We start from the raw sequence: 18,459 nt of genomic DNA on the forward strand, positions 1-18,459 counted from the left end.
TCATGGCCATCAAGAACGCCGAGGCACACGCCGCTGTCGCCAAGAAGTACGAATGGGGCTTCGCGACCGACGTTGAGCAGGACTTCGCGCCCAAGGGGCTGAACGAGGACACCGTCCGCTACATCTCGGCGAAGAAGAACGAGCCGGAATGGATGCTCGACTGGCGGCTGAAGGCGTTTCGCGTCTGGCAGACGCTGGAGGCGCCCGATTGGGCGAAGCTCAACGTGCCGCCGATCGACTATCAGGATGCGTATTATTACGCCGAGCCGAAGGTGAAGAAGACGATCGCCTCGCTTGACGAGCTCGATCCCGAAATCCGCCGCACCTATGAGAAGCTCGGCATCCCGATCGCCGAGCAGGAAGTGCTGGCGGGCGTCGAGGGCGCGCGCAAGGTCGCGGTCGACGCGGTGTTCGACAGCGTCTCGGTTGCCACCACCTTCCGCGCCGAGCTGAAGGCGGCGGGGGTGATCTTCCTGTCGATCAGCGAGGCGATCCGCGAATACCCCGAGCTGGTGAAGAAGTGGCTCGGCAAGGTCGTGCCGCAGCGCGACAATTACTTCGCGACGCTCAACTCGGCGGTCTTCTCCGACGGCACGTTCGTCTACGTGCCGAAGGGCGTGCGCTGCCCGATGGAGCTGAGCACCTATTTCCGCATCAACGCCGAGAACACCGGCCAGTTCGAACGCACGCTGATCGTCGCCGACGAGGGTGCGTATGTCTCCTACCTCGAAGGCTGCACCGCGCCGATGCGCGACGAGAACCAGCTCCACGCCGCCGTGGTCGAGCTGGTCGCGATGGACGATGCCGAGATCAAATATTCGACCGTCCAGAACTGGTATCCCGGCGACGAGAACGGCGTCGGCGGCATCTACAATTTCGTCACCAAGCGCGCGCTTTGCCAGGGCAAGAACAGCAAGGTGAGCTGGACGCAGGTCGAGACCGGCAGCGCGATCACGTGGAAATATCCGTCGTGCGTGCTGGCGGGCGATGGGTCGGTCGGCGAATTCTATTCGGTGGCGGTGACCAACAACCGCCAGCAGGCCGATACCGGCACCAAGATGATCCACCTCGGCAAGAACACCAGATCGACGATCGTGTCGAAGGGGATCAGCGCCGGGCGCTCCGACAATACCTATCGTGGACTGGTGCGCGTCGCGGCGAGTGCCGAGAACGTCCGCAACTTCACGCAATGCGATTCGCTGTTGCTGAGCGATCAGTGCGGCGCGCACACCGTGCCGTATATCGAGGTCAAGAACCCCAGCGCGCAGATCGAGCACGAGGCGACGACCAGCAAGATCAGCGAGGATCAGCTCTTCTACGCGATGTCGCGCGGGCTGGACGCCGAGGCGGCGGTCGCGCTGATCGTCAACGGCTTCGCGCGCGAGGTCTTGCAACAACTCCCGATGGAGTTCGCGGTCGAGGCGCAGAAGCTGCTCGGGATCAGCCTTGAGGGTTCGGTCGGTTAATCGTCGTCGTTCCTGCGAAGGCAGGAACCCATGTCTGTCGCCATTAGCGGCACCGCGTGTTGATAGAGAGATAGGCCCCTGCCTGCGCAGGGGCGACGGGTTGGGAAGCAATGCTGAAAATCGAAAACCTCCACGCCGAAATCGACGGCAAGGAAATCCTCAAGGGCCTGTCGCTCGAGGTGAACGCGGGCGAGATCCACGCGATCATGGGGCCGAACGGCGCGGGCAAGTCGACGCTCGGCTATGTCCTCGGCGGGCGCCCCGGCTATGAGGTGACCGCCGGCTCGATCCTGTTCCGTGCCCCCCTCCCTGCAAGGGAGGGGCCGGGGGTGGGTCCTGTGTCCCAGTACGGCGAGCAACGCGCGGATCGGCCGAGTTCCGCGAGCACGCCACCCACCCCCGGCCCCTCCCTTGCAGGGAGGGGAGAGGAATGGATCGACCTGCTCGAGCTCGAACCGCACGAGCGCGCCGCTGCCGGCGTGTTCCTCGGCTTCCAGTACCCGGTCGAGATCCCCGGCGTCTCGAACGTCCAGTTCCTCCGCGAATCGCTCAACGCGCAGCGCACCTCGCGCGGCGAGAAGCCGCTGTCGGGCGCGGAATTCCTGAAGCTCGCGCGCGCGCAGGCCGACGCGCTGGGGCTCCAGCAGGACATGCTCAAGCGCCCGGTCAACGTCGGCTTCTCGGGCGGCGAGAAGAAGCGCAACGAGATGGTGCAGATGGGCATCATCGACCCCGCTTTCGCGATCCTCGACGAAACCGACAGCGGCCTCGACATCGACGCGCTGCGGATCGTCGGCGACGGCATCAACCGCATCATGCGCAAGCCGACCAAGGCGGTGCTGCTCATCACCCACTATCAGCGCCTCCTCGATTACGTGCAGCCCGACCGCGTCCACGTCCTCGCCGACGGCCGCATCACGCGCTCGGGCGGGCCGGAGCTGGCGCACGAACTGGAACGGCAGGGCTATGCCGAGGTGGCGGCGTGATGGTCACGCGAAGCCGCGACGCCGCGAAGGTTGTTGTTCGCGCAGAGACGCGGACACGCAGAGAGGTCGTGCCTTGCCGCGCGAGCGGCTCTCCTGTTCGGCGTCGGAGAGGGGGAGGGCGCGCTGCCGCGCGCGCTACCTCTCTGCGCCTCTGCGCCTCTGCGCGAGATCATCTTCTTCGCGCCTTCGCGCCTTCGCGTGAACAAAACCAGAGTAGCGCCGCATGACCCTCGACCTCCCCTCGAACCGCGAGGAAGCGTGGCGCTGGGCGGATCTCGGCGGGATCGCCGCAGCCGCCGCGCTCGCGCCGATCACGCGCCCCGACGCGCAGTTCCTCGACCTGCCCGGCGCGAAGCTGCTGTTCGTCGACGGCGTCCTCGATGACGCCGCCAGCGACCTCCACCGCGTCCGCGTCGGCGACCTCACCCCCGGCGCGCACGCGCTCGGCAAGCGCGCCACCCGCGGCTGGTCGCTCCACCTCGATACGCAGGCGGTCGCGCACCCGGTGCAGGTCGTCCATGTCGCGACCGGCGCGGAGAACCACCTCGCCGCCGAGATCGTCCTCGACGCCGACACCTCGGCGCAGGTCGTCGAGACGTTCGTCGGCGCGGGCTGGTCGAACCGCAACACCCGCATCCGCCTCGGCAAGGCGGCACGGCTGATGCGCGCCGTCCGCATGACGCAAGGCGCAGGCTTCGTCACGCTCCGTGACGAGGCGGAGCTGGGCGAGGGCGCGAGCCTTGTCGGGACGATGCTCGCGGCGGGCGATCAGGGCGTCCGCATCGACGCCGCGATCACGCTGGCGGGCGAGGGCGGCTATGCCGAATACGGCGGCGCGCTGCTCACGCGTGACCGACTCCGGCAGGAATGCGCGGTGCGCGTCCGCCATGCCGAGCCCAACGGCCAGTCGCACCAATTGTGGCGCGCGGTCGCCGCCGACCAGTCGCAGGCGAGCCTCGCCGCCGCCGTCGAGGTCGCGCGGCACGCGCAGAAGACCGACGGCGAACAATCGCTGCGCGGGCTGCTTCTGCACCGCACCGCGACCGTCAACCTGAAGCCCGAGCTGGAAATCTTCGCCGATGACGTGAAGTGCGCGCACGGCGCGACGGTCGGCGAACTCGATGCGCGCGCCTTGTTCTACATGGAGAGCCGCGGCATCCCGGCGGCGCGCGCCAAGGCATTGCTGACCCGCGCGTTCGTCGCCGACGCGATCGACAGGATCGGCGACGAGACCGTCCGCGCCGCCTTCGCCGCCGATGCGGACGCGTGGCTGGAGAGCGCGTCGTGACCTCCCCTCCCTGCAAGGGAGGGGCCGGGGGTGGGTGGCGTCCGGGAGATACGGTCGCCTCACTCCGTCGGAGCCGTAGCATGGGCACGCGACCCACCCCCAGCCCCTCCCTTGCAGGGAGGGGGGTATGACGATGCTTGAAGCGCCGCTCGATCTGGTCGCGGATTTCCCTGCGATCCCGGCGGGTTGGGCGTATCTCGATACTGCCGCGACCGCGCAGAAGCCGAAGCCCGTGATCGACGCGATCACGCGCGGCTACGACACCACCTATGCCACCGTCCACCGCGGTGTGTACCAACGTTCGGCGGACATGACCCTGGCCTATGAGGCCGCACGCGCCAACATCGCGAACCTTATCGGAGCCTCCGCGAACGAGATCGTCTTCGTGCGCGGCGCGACCGAGGCGATCAACCTCGTGGCGCAGTCATGGGCCGCACAGAACCTCAAGGCGGGCGACCGCATCCTGCTGTCGATGCTCGAGCATCACAGCAATATCGTGCCGTGGCAGATGGTCGCCGAGCGCGTCGGCGCGGCGATCGACGTGATCCCGCTCACCGCCGACCACCGTATCGACCTCGACGTGATGGCGGCGATGATCCGCCCCGAGCACAAATTGGTCGCGCTGGCGCATGTCTCGAACGTGCTCGGCTCGATCCTCGACGTCGCGAAAGCCGGCGCGATCGCGCATTCGGTCGGCGCGAAGATCCTGATCGACGGCTGCCAGGCAGTGCCGCGCGTTTCGGTCGACGTGGCGGCGCTCGATTGCGATTTCTACGTCTTTTCCGGTCACAAGCTCTACGGCCCGACCGGCATCGGCGTGCTATGGGCGCGCGCCGAGCTGCTCGACGCGATGCCCCCCTATCAGGGCGGCGGGTCGATGATCGACCGCGTGTCGTTCGAGCGTACCACCTACGCCCCCGCGCCGACACGCTTCGAGGCGGGGACGCCGCATATCGTCGGCGCGCTCGGCCTGTCGGCCGCGGTCGACTACGTCCGCGCGATCGGGCTCGACCGCATCCACGCGCACGAAACCGCTTTGGTGCGCGAGGCGCGCGCCGCGCTGTCGCACATCAATTCGATTCGCGTGCTCGGGCCGGACGACAGCGCCGGGATCGTCTCCTTCGTGATGGAGGGGGTGCATCCGCATGACATCGGCACCATCTTGGACGAGAGCCGGGTCGCGATCCGCGCCGGGCATCATTGCGCCCAGCCGCTGATGGCGGCGCTGGGCGTGGAGGCGACCGCGCGCGCCAGCTTCGCGGTCTATAACGGCCCCGAGGACGTGGCGGCGCTGGCGGCCGGGATCGAGCGAGTGAAGAGGATTTTCGGATGAGCGACTCGGTGCGGAGCGAAACGGTCGAGGCGGTCGACAAGCCACCGCGCGCGCAGGTGTCCGACGCGGTCGACACGGGCGGTGTTGAGCGCCAGCGCGACTACCTGTCGGGCTTTCTCGCACAAAAACCTACCGGCGAGGCCGCCAACGAACCCGGCGGCGCGCTGTACGAGGCGGTGATCGACGCGCTCAAGGACATTTTCGACCCTGAAATCCCGGTCAATATCTACGACCTCGGACTGATCTACGGCGTCGACGTTACCGAGGACGGCCATGCCGCGGTGACGATGACGCTGACCACCCCGCACTGTCCGGTTGCCGAGTCGATGCCCGGCGAGGTCGAGATGCGCGTCGCGGCGGTGCCCGGCATCGCCTTCGCTGACGTCAACCTCGTCTGGGATCCGCCCTGGGACCCGCAGAAGATGTCCGACGACGCGCGGCTCGAACTGGGGATGCTGTGATGGCCACCACGCTTCGTGCGCGCCCCGCGCCGCTGCTGCTCACCCCGACCGCCGAGGCGCGGATCGCCGACCTGATGGCCAAGGCGCCCGCCGGTGCGATCGGCGTCAAGCTCTCCACCCCGCGCCGCGGCTGTTCGGGGCTGGCCTATTCGGTCGATTACGTCACAGAGGCCACGCCGATGGACGAGCGGATCGAAACCACGGGCGGGACGCTGTTCGTCGATGGCGGGTCGATCCTGTACCTGATCGGCTCGACGATGAACTGGGTCGAGGACGATTTCACCGCCGGCTTCGTCTTCAACAATCCCAACGCCAAGGGCGCGTGCGGTTGCGGCGAAAGCTTCACGGTCTAACCGCCCTCGTTGCACAGGCAGGGGCATGTGTCTGGATTACTTGGATAATCTGACACATTGCCCGACGCGCCTGTGTCATGCCGACCGGAAAGCGGTCCAGCCATAGGCTCCTGCCTTCGCAGGGGCGACGTAAGCGAGGCGCACCACCTCCGTCATTCCCGCGAAGGCGGGAATCCAGGCGCGCAGGTCTGGCGATAGAAGCGACGCTCCAGCGGTCCCTGGTTCCCGCCTGCGCGGGAAGTACGGAAACGGGCAGGCCGGCAGCGTGCCAGACTAACCCAGGCTAATCCGTCCGCCGGGAGCCTACGCCGCCGCGCGGCGTTCGCCCCCGTAATGAACATCGATCTCTCCTCGACCGACCTCTGGCGATCCTTCCGGCGCGACTGGTGGGGCCAGATGAAGGCCGCCTACACCGCGTCGAACGACGACAATCTCGGGCTGATCGCGGCTGGCGCGGCCTTCTACATCATTTCGTCGATCGCGCCGATCCTCGCGGTCACGGTGTTCACCTACGGCCTGTTTGCCGACGCGGCGACCGTGCAGGAGGACATCCGCGCCTTGTTCACCTCGCTGCCGGGCGACGTCGCGAGTCTGGTCGGGCAACAGCTCGACATCGTCACCTCGGGATCGCAGGGACGCAAAGGGCTGGGGTTGATCGTCGCGCTCGTGATCGCGCTATACGGCGGCAGCAAGGCGGCAACCGCGATGATGACCGCGCTCAACGTCGCCTATGAGGTGAAGGAAAAGCGCAACTTCTTCGTCTGGACGCTGACCTCGTTCGCGATCGTGCTCGGCGGCATCCTGCTGATCTTCCTTGGTATCGCCGCCAGCGCGGTGGTGGCGTTCATCGGCACGCTGATCCCGTGGTTCCCCGGCATCGTCCTCGCGCTGATCCGCATCGCCACCTATGCGCTGCTCGCGACGATCGTCATCACCGGCGCGTCGCTGCTGTTTCGCTTCGGCCCGTATCGCCATGGCGCACGGCTGCGCTGGGCGACGCCGGGGACGGTGACCGCGACGCTCGTATGGCTGCTCGCGACCACCGGTTTCAGCCTCTACGTCGCCAATTTCGGCAATTATGGCGCGACATATGGCTCGCTGGGGGCGATCATCGTCGCGCTGACGTGGCTGTGGCTCAGCGTCTACGCCTTCCTGCTCGGCGCCGCGCTCGACGTGCAGGCGTATCGCGGCCGGTCGGTGGAAAGCGTTGCTGGTGGGACAGTCACCGCCTAGGCATTGTACGTACGAACAAGGGGGTTAGGCGTGATCGAGACCGAAACCGGGCGGCAGCGGGGCCCGCTGGCGCTCAACATCCTCGACACGCTGGTGCACCGCATCGGCAAGGACGAACAGGCCGCGCGTCCGCACGACTGGTTGACGGCGACGATCCTCACCGTCCGCAACGAGATCATCGAACGCTGGATGGTCTCCACCAAGGCCGCGCATGCGGCCGGGGCCAAGCGCGTCTATTATCTCAGCCTCGAGTTCCTGATCGGGCGGCTGCTGCGCGACACGCTCGCCAATCTGTCGGCGCGGGACGAGGTGGCGCAGGCGCTGCGCGAACTCGGGGTCGACCTCGCCGCGCTGGAGGAGATCGAGCCCGACGCCGCGCTCGGCAACGGCGGGCTCGGGCGACTGGCGGCATGCTTCATGGAGAGCCTCGCGACGCTCGACCTGCCCGCCTACGGCTATGGCATCCGTTATGTGAACGGCATGTTCCGGCAGCGGATCGACGACGGCTGGCAGGTCGAACTGCCCGAGACATGGCTGCAATACGGCAACCCATGGGAATTCCGCCGCCGTGAAAGCGCCTACGTCATCGGCTTCGGTGGTGAGGTCCACGGTGACGAAAGCGGCACGGTGACGTGGAAGCCGGGCGAGATCGTCGAGGCGATGGCGGTCGATACGCCCGTAGTCGGATGGCGCGGGCGGCGCGTCAACACGCTGCGGCTGTGGACCGCGCGCAGCCTCGATCCGTTCAAGCTCGACGCGTTCAATCAGGGCGATTTCGCCGGCGCAATGGCCGATCAGTTGCGTGCCGAAACGCTGGTGCGCGTCCTCTATCCCAATGATTCGACTGCGGCCGGCCAGGAGCTGCGGCTGCGGCAGGAATATTTCTTCTCCTCCGCCTCGATCCAGGACATCGTCCGCCGCCACGTTCAGTATTTCGGCGACATCCGCACGCTGCCGACGCGCGCCGCGATCCAGCTCAACGATACGCACCCTGCGGTGTCGGTCGCCGAGCTGATGCGGCTGCTGCTCGACGAGCACGGCCTGTCCTTCGACGAGGCGTGGGAGATCACGCAGGCGACGTTCGGCTACACCAACCACACGTTGCTGCCCGAGGCGCTGGAAAGCTGGCCGCTGCCGCTGTTCGAGCGGCTGCTGCCGCGCCACATGCAATTGGTCTATGCGATCAATGCGAAATTGCTCCGCGCCGCACGCAAGGCGGAGGGAATGGACGACCGCGCGATCGCCGCGATCAGCCTGATCGACGAGGGCGGCGAGCGCCGCGTTCGCATGGCCAATCTGGCGTTCGCCGGCTCGCACAGCGTCAACGGCGTCGCGGCGCTGCACACGGGCCTGATGAAGACCACCGTCTTCTCCGACCTTCACCGGCTCTATCCCGAGCGGATCAATAACAAGACCAACGGCATCACCCCGCGCCGCTGGTTGCAGGAATGCAATCCCGGGCTCACGTCGCTGATCCGTGAGGCGATCGGCGACGGCTTCATGGACGATGCCGGCAAGCTGACCGCGCTCGCGCCGTTCGCCGAGGATACGTCGTTCCGCGAGCGCTTCGCCGCGGTAAAGCGCGCGAACAAGGCCGTGCTGTCGGATTATCTGCGCACCGAGATGGGTGTGCGGCTCGATCCGTCCGCGATCTTCGATGTGCAGATCAAGCGCATCCACGAATACAAGCGCCAGCTGCTCAACATCATCGAGACCGTGGCGCTCTACGACCAGATCCGCAGCCACCCGGAGCGCGACTGGACGCCGCGCGTCAAGCTGTTCGCGGGCAAGGCGGCGTCGAGCTATCATCAGGCCAAGCTCATCATCAAGCTGGCCGGCGATGTCGCGCGGCGCGTCAATGCCGATCCGTCGATCGGCGGGCTGCTCAAGGTCGCGTTCGTCCCCAATTACAACGTCAGCCTCGCCGAGCGGATGGTGCCGGCCGCCGACCTGTCCGAACAGATCTCCACCGCCGGGATGGAGGCGTCGGGGACCGGCAACATGAAGTTCGCGCTCAACGGCGCATTGACGATCGGCACGCTCGACGGCGCGAACGTCGAGATCCGCGATCACGTCGGCGCGGAGAATATCGTGATCTTCGGCCTGACCGCCGACGAGGTCGCGGCCAAGCGCGCCGATGGCTATAATCCGCGCGACGTCATCGAAAATTCGGCCGAACTCGCGCAGGCGGTGAACGCGATCGCGTCCGGAGTGTTTTCACCAGATGACCACGACCGCTATCGCGACCTCATGAACGGCCTTTACGACCATGACTGGTTCATGGTGGCGGCCGATTTCGACGCCTATGCCGCCGCGCAGCGCGACGTGGACGCGCGCTGGGCGGATCGGGATGGCTGGAGTCGCAGCGCGATTCGCAACGTCGCGAACATGGGCTGGTTCTCGTCGGACCGGACGATCGGCGAATATGCGCATGAGATCTGGGGCGTGAAGTGAAGCCGCCCGCCGCCGCGATCGATGCGCTGCTGGACGGCACCAATGAGGATCCCTTTGCGCTGCTCGGTCCGCACCGCGGGCCGGAGGGCACGTTCGCGCGGGTCTGGATACCGGGTGCGGACAGTGCCGTCGCCTACACGCTGGCTGGAGAGGCGCTGGGCGCGCTGCAGCGGGTCGATGATCGCGGGCTGTTCGAGGGGGTGATCGAGGGCGATCCGCAGCCGCTGCGCTATATTGCGCAGGGCGGAGGTGCGGAATGGTGGGTTACCGACCCGTATAGCTTCGGCCCGGTGCTCGGGCCGACCGACGATTTCCTCATGAACGAGGGCACGCATTTCCGCCTTCACGACAAGATGGGTGCGCATCTGATCGTGCACGAGGGTGCGGAGGGTGTGCATTTCGCCGTCTGGGCGCCCAATGCGCGGCGTGTTGCGGTGGTCGGTGACTTCAACGACTGGGATGTACGCCGCCACGGGATGCGCCGGCGCAACGATACCGGGGTCTGGGAGCTGTTCCTGCCCGATCTGGGCGCAGGCCGTGCCTATAAATATGCGATCACCGGCCCGGACGGCGCGCTCCAGCCGCTCAAGGCCGATCCGTACGCCTTCGCCGCCGAGCTGCGCCCGAAGACCGCCTCGCTCACCACCGCGCCGATGCACCACGAATGGGGCGACGCCGCGCATCGCGAGGCGTGGGCGTCGGTCGATCCGCGCCGCGCGCCGATCAGCATCTACGAGGTCCATGCCGGCAGCTGGCAGCGCGATGAGAACGGCTGGTTCCTGACGTGGGACCAGCTTGCCGAGCGGTTGATCCCCTATGCGGTGTCGATGGGCTTCACGCACATCGAGTTCATGCCGATCTCGGAACATCCTTACGATCCGAGCTGGGGCTATCAGACCACCGGCCTCTATGCCCCCAGCGCGCGGTTCGGGGATCACGAGGGCTTCGCGCGCTTCGTCGACGGCGCACATCGCGCCGGGCTCGGCGTGCTGCTCGACTGGGTGCCGGCGCACTTCCCGACCGACGCGCATGGCCTGTCGCGCTTCGACGGCACCGCGCTGTACGAGCACGAAGACCCGCGGCTCGGTTACCACCCCGACTGGAACACCGCGATCTACAATTTCGGGCGGCGCGAAGTGTCGGCGTTCCTCGTCAACAACGCGCTGTTCTGGGCCGAGCGCTATCATGTCGACGGGCTGCGCGTCGATGCGGTCGCCTCGATGCTGTACCGCGATTACTCGCGCAAGGACGGGGAGTGGATCGCCAACCCCGAGGGCGGGCGCGAGAATTGGGAGGCGGTCGATTTCATGCGCGCCACCAATCGCGCGCTCTACGCCCGTCACCCCGGCACGTTCACGGTCGCTGAGGAATCGACGAGTTGGCCCGGCGTCTCCGCCCCCGCCTACGACGAGGGGCCGCGCACCGCGCTCGGCTTCGGGTTCAAGTGGAACATGGGCTGGATGCACGACACGCTGAAATACATGGCGCGTGAGCCGGTCCACCGGAAGCATCACCACGACGCAATCACCTTCGGGCTGGTCTATGCCTTCGACGAGAATTTCGTGCTGCCGATCAGCCATGACGAGGTCGTGCACGGCAAGGGCTCGATGCTGACCAAGATGCCCGGCGACGATTGGCAGAAGTTCGCCAATCTCCGCACCTATTATGCGATGATGTGGGGCTACCCCGGCAAGAAGCTGCTGTTCATGGGGCAGGAGTTCGCGCAGCGCGCCGAATGGAGCGAGGAACGCTCGCTCGACTGGGACCTGCTCCACTCGCACGCGCACGAGGGCGTCCGGAAGCTGGTGCGCGACCTCAACCGCCTCTACCGCGAGAAGCGCGCGCTCCATGCCCGTGATTGCGAGCGCGACGGCTTCCGCTGGCTGGTGCGGGATGATGCCGCCAATTCGGTGTTCGTCTGGCTACGCACCGCGCCGGGCGCCGCACCGATCGCGGTAGTCGTTAACATGACCCCGGTGGCGCGGATGCCGTACCGCGTGCCGTTGCCGCACGACGGCCGCTGGCGCGAGGTGCTCAATTCCGACGCGCACGATTACTGGGGCTCGGGGCTGGGCAATCTGGGCGGGGTGGTCGCGAGCGGCGGTCATGCGGAAGTGACGCTGCCGCCGCTGGCGACGGTAATGCTCGAATGGGAACCGGAAGCGTGATCCTGGTTCAGACGATCCGGCCGACGAGCGCGAAGATCGCGCCCCACGCGAGCAGCGACGGGACGAGCGCGCAGGCGACGCCACGGATCAAACCGTCGGCGGAACGGGGTTGGCAGGCGGGGTGCATCGGCGATCCTCTCGATAGTCGTCTTGTTCTGACTACGCACACACTCACGTTACCCGCGCCTTTTGGCGTCAAGACCGTGACAACATGGTTAACGCGTGATGAACGACAAGTAAAGATGCAGGGAAGGAGAGCCTGACGTGGACGAACGCAAAGGTCAGCCGCTGGCGCGCGACGCAATGGCCTATGTCCTCGCCGGGGGCAGGGGCAGCCGGCTAAAGGAACTAACCGATACGCGTGCGAAACCAGCTGTTTACTTCGGCGGTAAGAGCCGCATCATCGACTTCGCCTTGTCCAACGCGATTAACTCCGGCATCCGCCGCATCGGTGTTGCAACGCAGTATAAAGCGCATTCGCTGATCCGCCATCTCCAGCGCGGCTGGAACTTCTTGCGCCCCGAGCGCAACGAGAGCTTCGACATCCTGCCCGCGTCGCAGCGGATCAGCGAATTTCAATGGTATGAGGGCACCGCCGACGCGGTCTATCAGAACATCGACATCATCGCGGAGAGCGCGCCGGAGTTCATGGTCATCCTCGCCGGCGACCACATCTACAAGATGGACTATGAGATCATGCTGCGGCAGCACTGCGACAGCGGTGCCGACGTGACGGTCGCGTGCATGGAGGTACCGCGGATGGAGGCGGTGGCGTTCGGCGTCATGCACGTCGACGGCAACGACCGGATCGTCGATTTCGTCGAGAAGCCTGCCGATCCGCCGTCGATCCCCGGCCAGCCCGATATCGCGCTGGCCAGCCTCGGCATCTATGTCTTCAACACCAGGCTGCTGCTCGAGGAACTGCGCCGCGACGCCGCGACCGAAGGGTCGTCGCGCGACTTCGGCAAGGACATCATCCCCTATCTGGTCAAACATGGTCATGCGCACGCGCACCGGTTTTCGGCGAGCTGCGTCCGCTCGCCCGAAGAGCCCGCGGCCTATTGGCGCGATGTCGGGACGGTCGACGCTTATTGGGAGGCAAGCATCGACCTGACCGATGTCGTTCCGCAGCTCGACCTCTACGATCGCGAGTGGCCACTATGGACCTATTCGGAGCTCACCCCGCCCGCCAAGTTCGTCCATGACATCGAGGGGCGGCGCGGGCAGGCGGTGTCGAGCCTCGTCGCCGGCGACACGATCATCTCCGGATCGAATGTCCATCGCAGCCTGATCTCGACCGGGGTGCGCACCCACAGCTATTCATCACTCGATGAGGCGGTGGTGCTGCCCTATTGCAAGATCGGTCGTAACGCGCGGCTGAGCAAGGTAGTGCTCGATCGCGGCGTCATCATCCCCGACGGGCTGGTCGTCGGTGAGGACCCGGTGCTCGACAGCCATCGTTTCCGCCGCACTGACAAGGGCGTGTGTCTCATCACCCAGCCGATGATCGATCGGCTGGAGCTGTAAGCGCATGACGATCTCGGTCCTGTCGGTCGCCTCCGAAGCCTATCCACTCGTCAAGACCGGCGGGCTCGGCGATGTGGTCGGCGCGCTGCCCGCGGCGCTGATGCCGCATGACGTGAATGTCGTCACGCTCGTCCCCGGCTATCCGCGCGTGATGGCGGCGGTACAGGGTTCGACGGCGCTTCATGACTGGCCGGACCTGATCGGCGCGCCGGCACGGCTGCTGTCGGGGACGATCGGCGGCCACAAATTGCTGGTGCTCGACGCGCCGGGCTATTTCGCGCGCGAGGGCGGGCCGTATGGCGATCCGTCGGGGCGCGACTGGGACGACAATTGGCGACGCTTCGCCGCGTTCGGGCGCGCGGCGGCCGATCTCGCCTCGGGCGCGGTCAAGGGCTTTCGCTTCGACGTGCTCCACGCGCACGACTGGCAGTCGGGGCTCGCGCCGGCCTATCTGCGCTTCGCCCCGGCGGGCGGGCGCTGCGCGCGGTCGGTGATGACGATCCACAATATCGCGTTTCAGGGCCGCTATGACGCCGGCATCTTCGGATCGCTGGCGCTGCCCGACCGCGCGTTCGCGGTCGACGGCGTCGAATATTATGGCGGGGTCGGCTATCTGAAGGCCGGGCTGGAGGCCGCCGACGCGATCACGACCGTCAGCCCGACCTATGCCGCGGAAATCCTGCGTCCCGAGTTCGGCATGGGATTGGAAGGCCTGATCGGCACGCGTCGCGACCGGGTGTCGGGGATCGTCAACGGCATCGATCCGGCCGTATGGAACCCGGCGGCGGACGCGGCGCTGCCCGAATGCTATGATTTCAGCAACTTGGCGCTGCGTGCCATCAACAAGCGTGCGCTGGAAAAGGCCTTCGCGCTTGAACCCGGCGACGGACCGCTGTTCTGCGTCGTCTCGCGGCTGACGTGGCAGAAGGGGATGGACGTGCTCGCGGACACGCTCGACGCGCTGGTCGCGGGCGGCGGACGGCTCGCGTTGCTCGGGTCGGGCGATGCGTGGATCGAACATGCCTTCCAGGAGGCCGTCGCGCGGCATCCCGGCCGGATCGGGGTGCGGATCGGCTATGACGAGGCGCTGTCGCATCTGATGCAGGGCGGGGCGGACGCGATCCTGATCCCGTCGCGGTTCGAGCCGTGCGGGCTGACGCAGCTCTATGGCCTTGCCTATGGCTGCGTGCCGGTCGTCGCGCGCACCGGCGGGCTGGCGGATACGGTGATCCACGCCAATTCCGCCGCGCTCGACGCCGGCGTGGCGACCGGTATCCAGTTCGATGCCGTCACGCACGAGTCACTGGCGCAGGCCATTGCGCTTGCGTTACGGCTATTTGCCACCCCCGAACGCTGGGCATCGATCCAGCGCGCGGGCATGGCGGCGGACTTCTCCTGGGCAACCAGCGGACGCCGCTACGCCGATCTCTACCGGGAGCTGCTGTCCGCATGATCCGTACCGTCTCGACCTCGCCCTTCACCGACCAGAAGCCCGGCACCTCCGGGCTGCGCAAGAAGGTAAAGGTATTCCAGCAGCCGAACTATGCCGAGAATTTCATCCAGTCGGTCTTCGACGTGGTCGAGGCCAAGGAGGGCGCGACGCTGGTGATCGGCGGCGACGGCCGGTACCTCAATCGCGAGGTGATCCAGACCGCGATCCGCATGGCGGCGGCGGCGGGCTTCGCACGTGTCGTCGTCGGGCAGGGCGGCATCCTGTCGACCCCGGCCGCCTCGAACGTGATCCGCCAGCGCGGTGCGCTCGGCGGGCTTGTGCTGTCCGCGAGCCACAATCCGGGCGGGCCGGACGAGGATTTCGGGATCAAGTATAACGTCGCAAACGGCGGACCCGCACCCGAGAAGGTGACCGAGGCGATCCATGCGCGCACGTTGTCGATCGACGAATGGCACGCCGCCGATACCGCCGATATCAATCTCGACACGCTTGGCGAGACGCAGGTCGAGGAGCTGACGGTCGAGGTGATCGACCCGGTCGCGGATTATGCGACGTTGATGGAATCGCTGTTCGACTTCGACGCGATCCGCGCCGCGAAGCTGACGATGGCGTTCGACGCGATGAGCGCGGTGACCGGGCCGTATGCGACCGAGATCCTCGAACGCCGGCTCGGCTTCTCGCCGGGCACGGTGCGCAACGGCGTGCCGCTGGAGGATTTCGGCGGGCATCATCCCGATCCCAACCTCGTCCACGCGCATGAGCTCTACGAAACGATGATGGCGGCGGACGCGCCCGATTTCGGCGCGGCGTCGGACGGTGATGGCGACCGCAACCTCATCATCGGGCGCGGGCGGTTCGTGACGCCGTCGGACAGCCTCGCGATGCTCGCGGCCAATGCGCATCTGGCGCCCGGCTATGCCGGCGGGCTGAAGGGGATCGCGCGCTCGATGCCGACCAGCGCCGCGGCGGATCGCGTCGCGGAGAAGCTCGGCATCCCGTCGTTCGAGACGCCGACCGGCTGGAAGTTCTTCGGCAATCTGCTCGACGCCGGGATGGCGACGATCTGTGGCGAGGAAAGCGCGGGGACCGGCAGCGATCACGTCCGCGAGAAGGACGGGCTGTGGGCGGTGCTGCTGTGGCTCAACATTCTTGCCGCGACGGGCAAGAGCGTCGACCGGATCGCGCGCGATCACTGGGCGGAATATGGCCGCAACTATTACGCGCGCCACGATTACGAAGGCGTCGACAGCGCCGCGGCCGATACGCTGATGGCGGAGCTGCGCGGCAAGCTGGGCACGCTGCCCGGCACGGCGTTCGGCGCGCTGACCGTCGCGGCGGCCGACGACTTCGCCTATGAGGACCCGACCGATGCGTCGGTCAGCCGCAACCAGGGCGTGCGCGTGCTGTTCGAGGGCGGCAGCCGCGTCGTGTTCCGCCTGTCGGGCACGGGGACGAGCGGTGCGACCTTGCGCGTGTACCTCGAACGGTACGAGCCGGTCGGCGGCGACATGGATGCCGAGACCGGCGCGATGCTGGCGGACATCGTCGCCGCGGCCGAGGCGATCGCCGGCATTCGCGCGCATACCGGACGCGAGCAGCCCGACGTCGTGACGTGACCGCGACGCTCGTCGCCGGTGGCGTCGACTTCACGATCCGCACGCCGCGCGCCGACGCGGTATGGCTGTGCCTGTTCGACGGAGATGTCGAGCGCCGCGTCGCGATGGCGCGCACCGGCGACGACTGGCGCGCGCATGTCGACGGGGCGGGCGAGGGAACGCGCTACGGCTTCCGCACCGATGCGGACTCGGCCAAGCTGCTGGTCGATCCGCATGCGGTGACGCTCGACGGTCGCTTCGTCTACGACCCGCACCTGCGCGAGCCGCGGATCGACACCGCGGCGCTGGTGCCGAAGGCGATCGTCACCGCGCCATTGCCGCCGCTGGACCTGCCGCCGCTGTTTCGCCGCGGCGGGCTGATCTACGAGGTCAACGTCCGCGCGTTCACGATGCGTCACCCCGACGTCCCCTTGGCGCAGCGCGGGACGATCGCTGCGCTCGCGCACCCGGTGGTGATCGCGCACCTCCAGCGAATCGGCGTCGCTGCGGTCGAGCTGATGCCGGTCGTCGCGTCGATCGACGAGCGCCATCTGCCACCGCTCGGGCTCGGCAACGGCTGGGGCTATAACCCGGTCGTGCCGATGGCGCTCGACCCGCGCCTCGCCCCCGGTGGCGTCGCCGAACTGCGCGCCACCGTCGCGGCGTTGCGGGCGGCGGGGATCGGCACGATCCTCGACCTCGTGTTCAATCACACCGGCGAGAGCGACCTGCTCGGCCCGACGCTGTCGCTGCGCGGGCTGGATGACGCGGCCTATGCGCGCGCGCCCGACGGGGCGCTCATCAACGACGCCGGCACCGGCAACACGCTCGACTTCGCCAACCCGGCGGTGCGCGCGCTGACGCTCGACACGCTGCGCCACTTCGTCACGCAAGGAGGGGTCGACGGCTTTCGCTTCGATCTCGCCACGGTAATGGCGCGCGGTCCTGGCTTCGATCCCGGCGCGCCGATCTTCGCCGAGATCGCCGCCGACCCCCTTCTGCGCGACCGCGTGCTGATCGCCGAGCCCTGGGACATCGGCCCCGGCGGCTACCAACTGGGAAACTTTCCCGACCACTGGCTCGAATGGAACGACCGCTACCGCGACGACGTGCGCCGCTTCTGGCGCGGCGATGGCAGCGCCGGGGCGCTCGCGACGCGAATGATGGGCTCCAGTGACCTTTTCGGTGACCGCACGAGGGGCGTGAGCTTCGTCGCTGCGCATGACGGCTTCACGCTCGCCGACACCGTCGCCTTCGCCACGCGCCACAATCACGCCAACGGTGAGGACAATCGCGATGGCCATGCCGGCGAGATCGCGTGGAACAATGGTGTGGAGGGTGAGAGTGACGCCGTCGCCGTGCGCACCGCTCGCGGTGCCGATGTGCGCGCGCTGCTCGCAACCCTGTTCGCGACGCGCGGGACGATCATGCTGACCGCCGGTGACGAGTTCGGGCGCACGCAGGCCGGCAACAACAACGGCTACGCGCAGGACGAATTGCTGTGGCTCGATTGGGAGAGGCGCGACGTCGCGCGCGAGTCGTTCGTTGCAGATCTCGCACGGGCACGCGCGGCATGTGCATCGCTCGCCGATCCGACCATCGCGCACGATGCGTCATGGTCGCGCGCGGAAGGTCAGCCGATGCGCCCCGAGGACTGGCAGGACGCCGCCGGCTTCGTCCTGCGCCTGCGCGACGCCACGATCACCGTCGATCGTGGCACCCGCTCGGTGACGGTGGCGCCATCAGATCACGCACAGATCGCGTAAGGCGCCGCATTGGCGGTAGCGTCGATCAGATCGCGCAACTCCTTGGCGTTCAAAGGCTTCATGAACTCGCAGCCGAAAACGTGATCGTCCACCCACGCGATGCGCGCATGGCGCTCGGCACCGCCGGGCAGCGTCAGCTTCAGCAGCGTGCCCGAGGCCAGCGGCATCCCTGCGCGCGCGCGCAGCCCGGCGGCCGACGCGTCGAGAATTTCGATCGAGATCGCCAGCCGCGCCAGCCCGCGGCACTCGGCTGGAATGCGCGGTTCGCGACGGTTGTCGATCGGCGGTTTGGATGCCATGGCCCCTTCTCACTTCTTCTGCCCTGCCCTCCGTCTACGGAGGCAGAGGTAAAGAAGCAGTAACCACCTATGTTACG

Annotated in this window: 14 protein-coding genes; 13 read left to right on the top strand and 1 reads right to left on the bottom strand. The window is 67.2% G+C overall.

Translation table 11 applies throughout. The annotated features are described in order from the left end of the window. The first annotated feature begins 2 nt into the window (after positions 1–2). From sufB to BACI71_RS15130, 13 genes are all read left to right on the top strand, one after another. Complete coding sequence (gene sufB, locus BACI71_RS15070) at positions 3–1,466, top strand: Fe-S cluster assembly protein SufB (RefSeq protein ID WP_159759971.1); 1,464 nt, start codon at positions 3–5, stop codon at positions 1,464–1,466. A 110-nt stretch (positions 1,467–1,576) separates the two neighbouring features. Next, positions 1,577–2,452, top strand: coding sequence for a Fe-S cluster assembly ATPase SufC (gene sufC / locus BACI71_RS15075; protein WP_159759973.1), 876 nt, complete (start codon positions 1,577–1,579; stop codon positions 2,450–2,452). A 223-nt stretch (positions 2,453–2,675) separates the two neighbouring features. Further along, positions 2,676–3,740 carry a SufD family Fe-S cluster assembly protein gene (locus BACI71_RS15080; protein WP_159759975.1) on the top strand — a complete coding sequence of 355 codons (1,065 nt, stop codon included), beginning with the start codon at positions 2,676–2,678 and terminating at the stop codon, positions 3,738–3,740. A gap of 127 nt (positions 3,741–3,867) precedes the next feature. Beyond that, complete coding sequence (locus BACI71_RS15085; protein WP_159759977.1) at positions 3,868–5,073, top strand: aminotransferase class V-fold PLP-dependent enzyme; 1,206 nt, start codon at positions 3,868–3,870, stop codon at positions 5,071–5,073. After that, on the top strand, positions 5,070–5,534 hold the full coding sequence (locus BACI71_RS15090) for an SUF system Fe-S cluster assembly protein (protein WP_159759979.1): 465 nt from the start codon (positions 5,070–5,072) through the stop codon (positions 5,532–5,534). Before BACI71_RS15085 ends, BACI71_RS15090 begins: the two co-directional genes overlap by 4 nt. Beyond that, positions 5,534–5,887, top strand: coding sequence for a HesB/IscA family protein (locus tag BACI71_RS15095; protein ID WP_159759981.1), 354 nt, complete (start codon positions 5,534–5,536; stop codon positions 5,885–5,887). Before BACI71_RS15090 ends, BACI71_RS15095 begins: the two co-directional genes overlap by 1 nt. 333 nt (positions 5,888–6,220) lie before the next feature. Next, entirely contained in the window at positions 6,221–7,120 is a 900-nt protein-coding gene (locus tag BACI71_RS15100; RefSeq protein ID WP_159759983.1) for a YihY/virulence factor BrkB family protein, read from the top strand. Positions 7,121–7,150: 30 nt separating this feature from the next. Then, positions 7,151–9,574 carry a glycogen/starch/alpha-glucan phosphorylase gene (locus BACI71_RS15105; RefSeq protein ID WP_159759985.1) on the top strand — a complete coding sequence of 808 codons (2,424 nt, stop codon included), beginning with the start codon at positions 7,151–7,153 and terminating at the stop codon, positions 9,572–9,574. Further along, complete coding sequence (glgB, locus tag BACI71_RS15110) at positions 9,571–11,742, top strand: 1,4-alpha-glucan branching protein GlgB (protein ID WP_159759987.1); 2,172 nt, start codon at positions 9,571–9,573, stop codon at positions 11,740–11,742. Before BACI71_RS15105 ends, glgB begins: the two co-directional genes overlap by 4 nt. A gap of 264 nt (positions 11,743–12,006) precedes the next feature. After that, positions 12,007–13,269 carry a glucose-1-phosphate adenylyltransferase gene (gene glgC / locus BACI71_RS15115; RefSeq protein WP_159759989.1) on the top strand — a complete coding sequence of 421 codons (1,263 nt, stop codon included), beginning with the start codon at positions 12,007–12,009 and terminating at the stop codon, positions 13,267–13,269. A gap of 4 nt (positions 13,270–13,273) precedes the next feature. Continuing rightward, positions 13,274–14,722: a glycogen synthase GlgA gene (gene glgA / locus BACI71_RS15120; RefSeq protein WP_159759991.1), complete on the top strand. Its 1,449-nt coding sequence runs from the start codon at positions 13,274–13,276 to the stop codon at positions 14,720–14,722. Next, on the top strand, positions 14,719–16,338 hold the full coding sequence (locus tag BACI71_RS15125; RefSeq protein ID WP_159759993.1) for an alpha-D-glucose phosphate-specific phosphoglucomutase: 1,620 nt from the start codon (positions 14,719–14,721) through the stop codon (positions 16,336–16,338). The genes glgA and BACI71_RS15125 overlap by 4 nt, the downstream gene beginning before the upstream one ends. Then, positions 16,335–18,083, top strand: a complete 1,749-nt coding sequence (locus tag BACI71_RS15130) for a glycogen debranching protein (RefSeq protein ID WP_159759995.1) — start codon at positions 16,335–16,337, stop codon at positions 18,081–18,083. Before BACI71_RS15125 ends, BACI71_RS15130 begins: the two co-directional genes overlap by 4 nt. Here the strand turns inward: BACI71_RS15130 and BACI71_RS15135 are convergent. Next, on the bottom strand, positions 18,065–18,382 hold the full coding sequence (locus tag BACI71_RS15135) for a PilZ domain-containing protein (RefSeq protein ID WP_159759997.1): 318 nt from the start codon (positions 18,380–18,382) through the stop codon (positions 18,065–18,067). The genes BACI71_RS15130 and BACI71_RS15135 overlap by 19 nt on opposite strands. Positions 18,383–18,459: the final 77 nt, after the last annotated feature.

Origin of the sequence: Sphingomonas sp. 8AM (assembly GCF_902506455.1) — a bacterium.
Lineage (GTDB): Bacteria > Pseudomonadota > Alphaproteobacteria > Sphingomonadales > Sphingomonadaceae > Sphingomonas.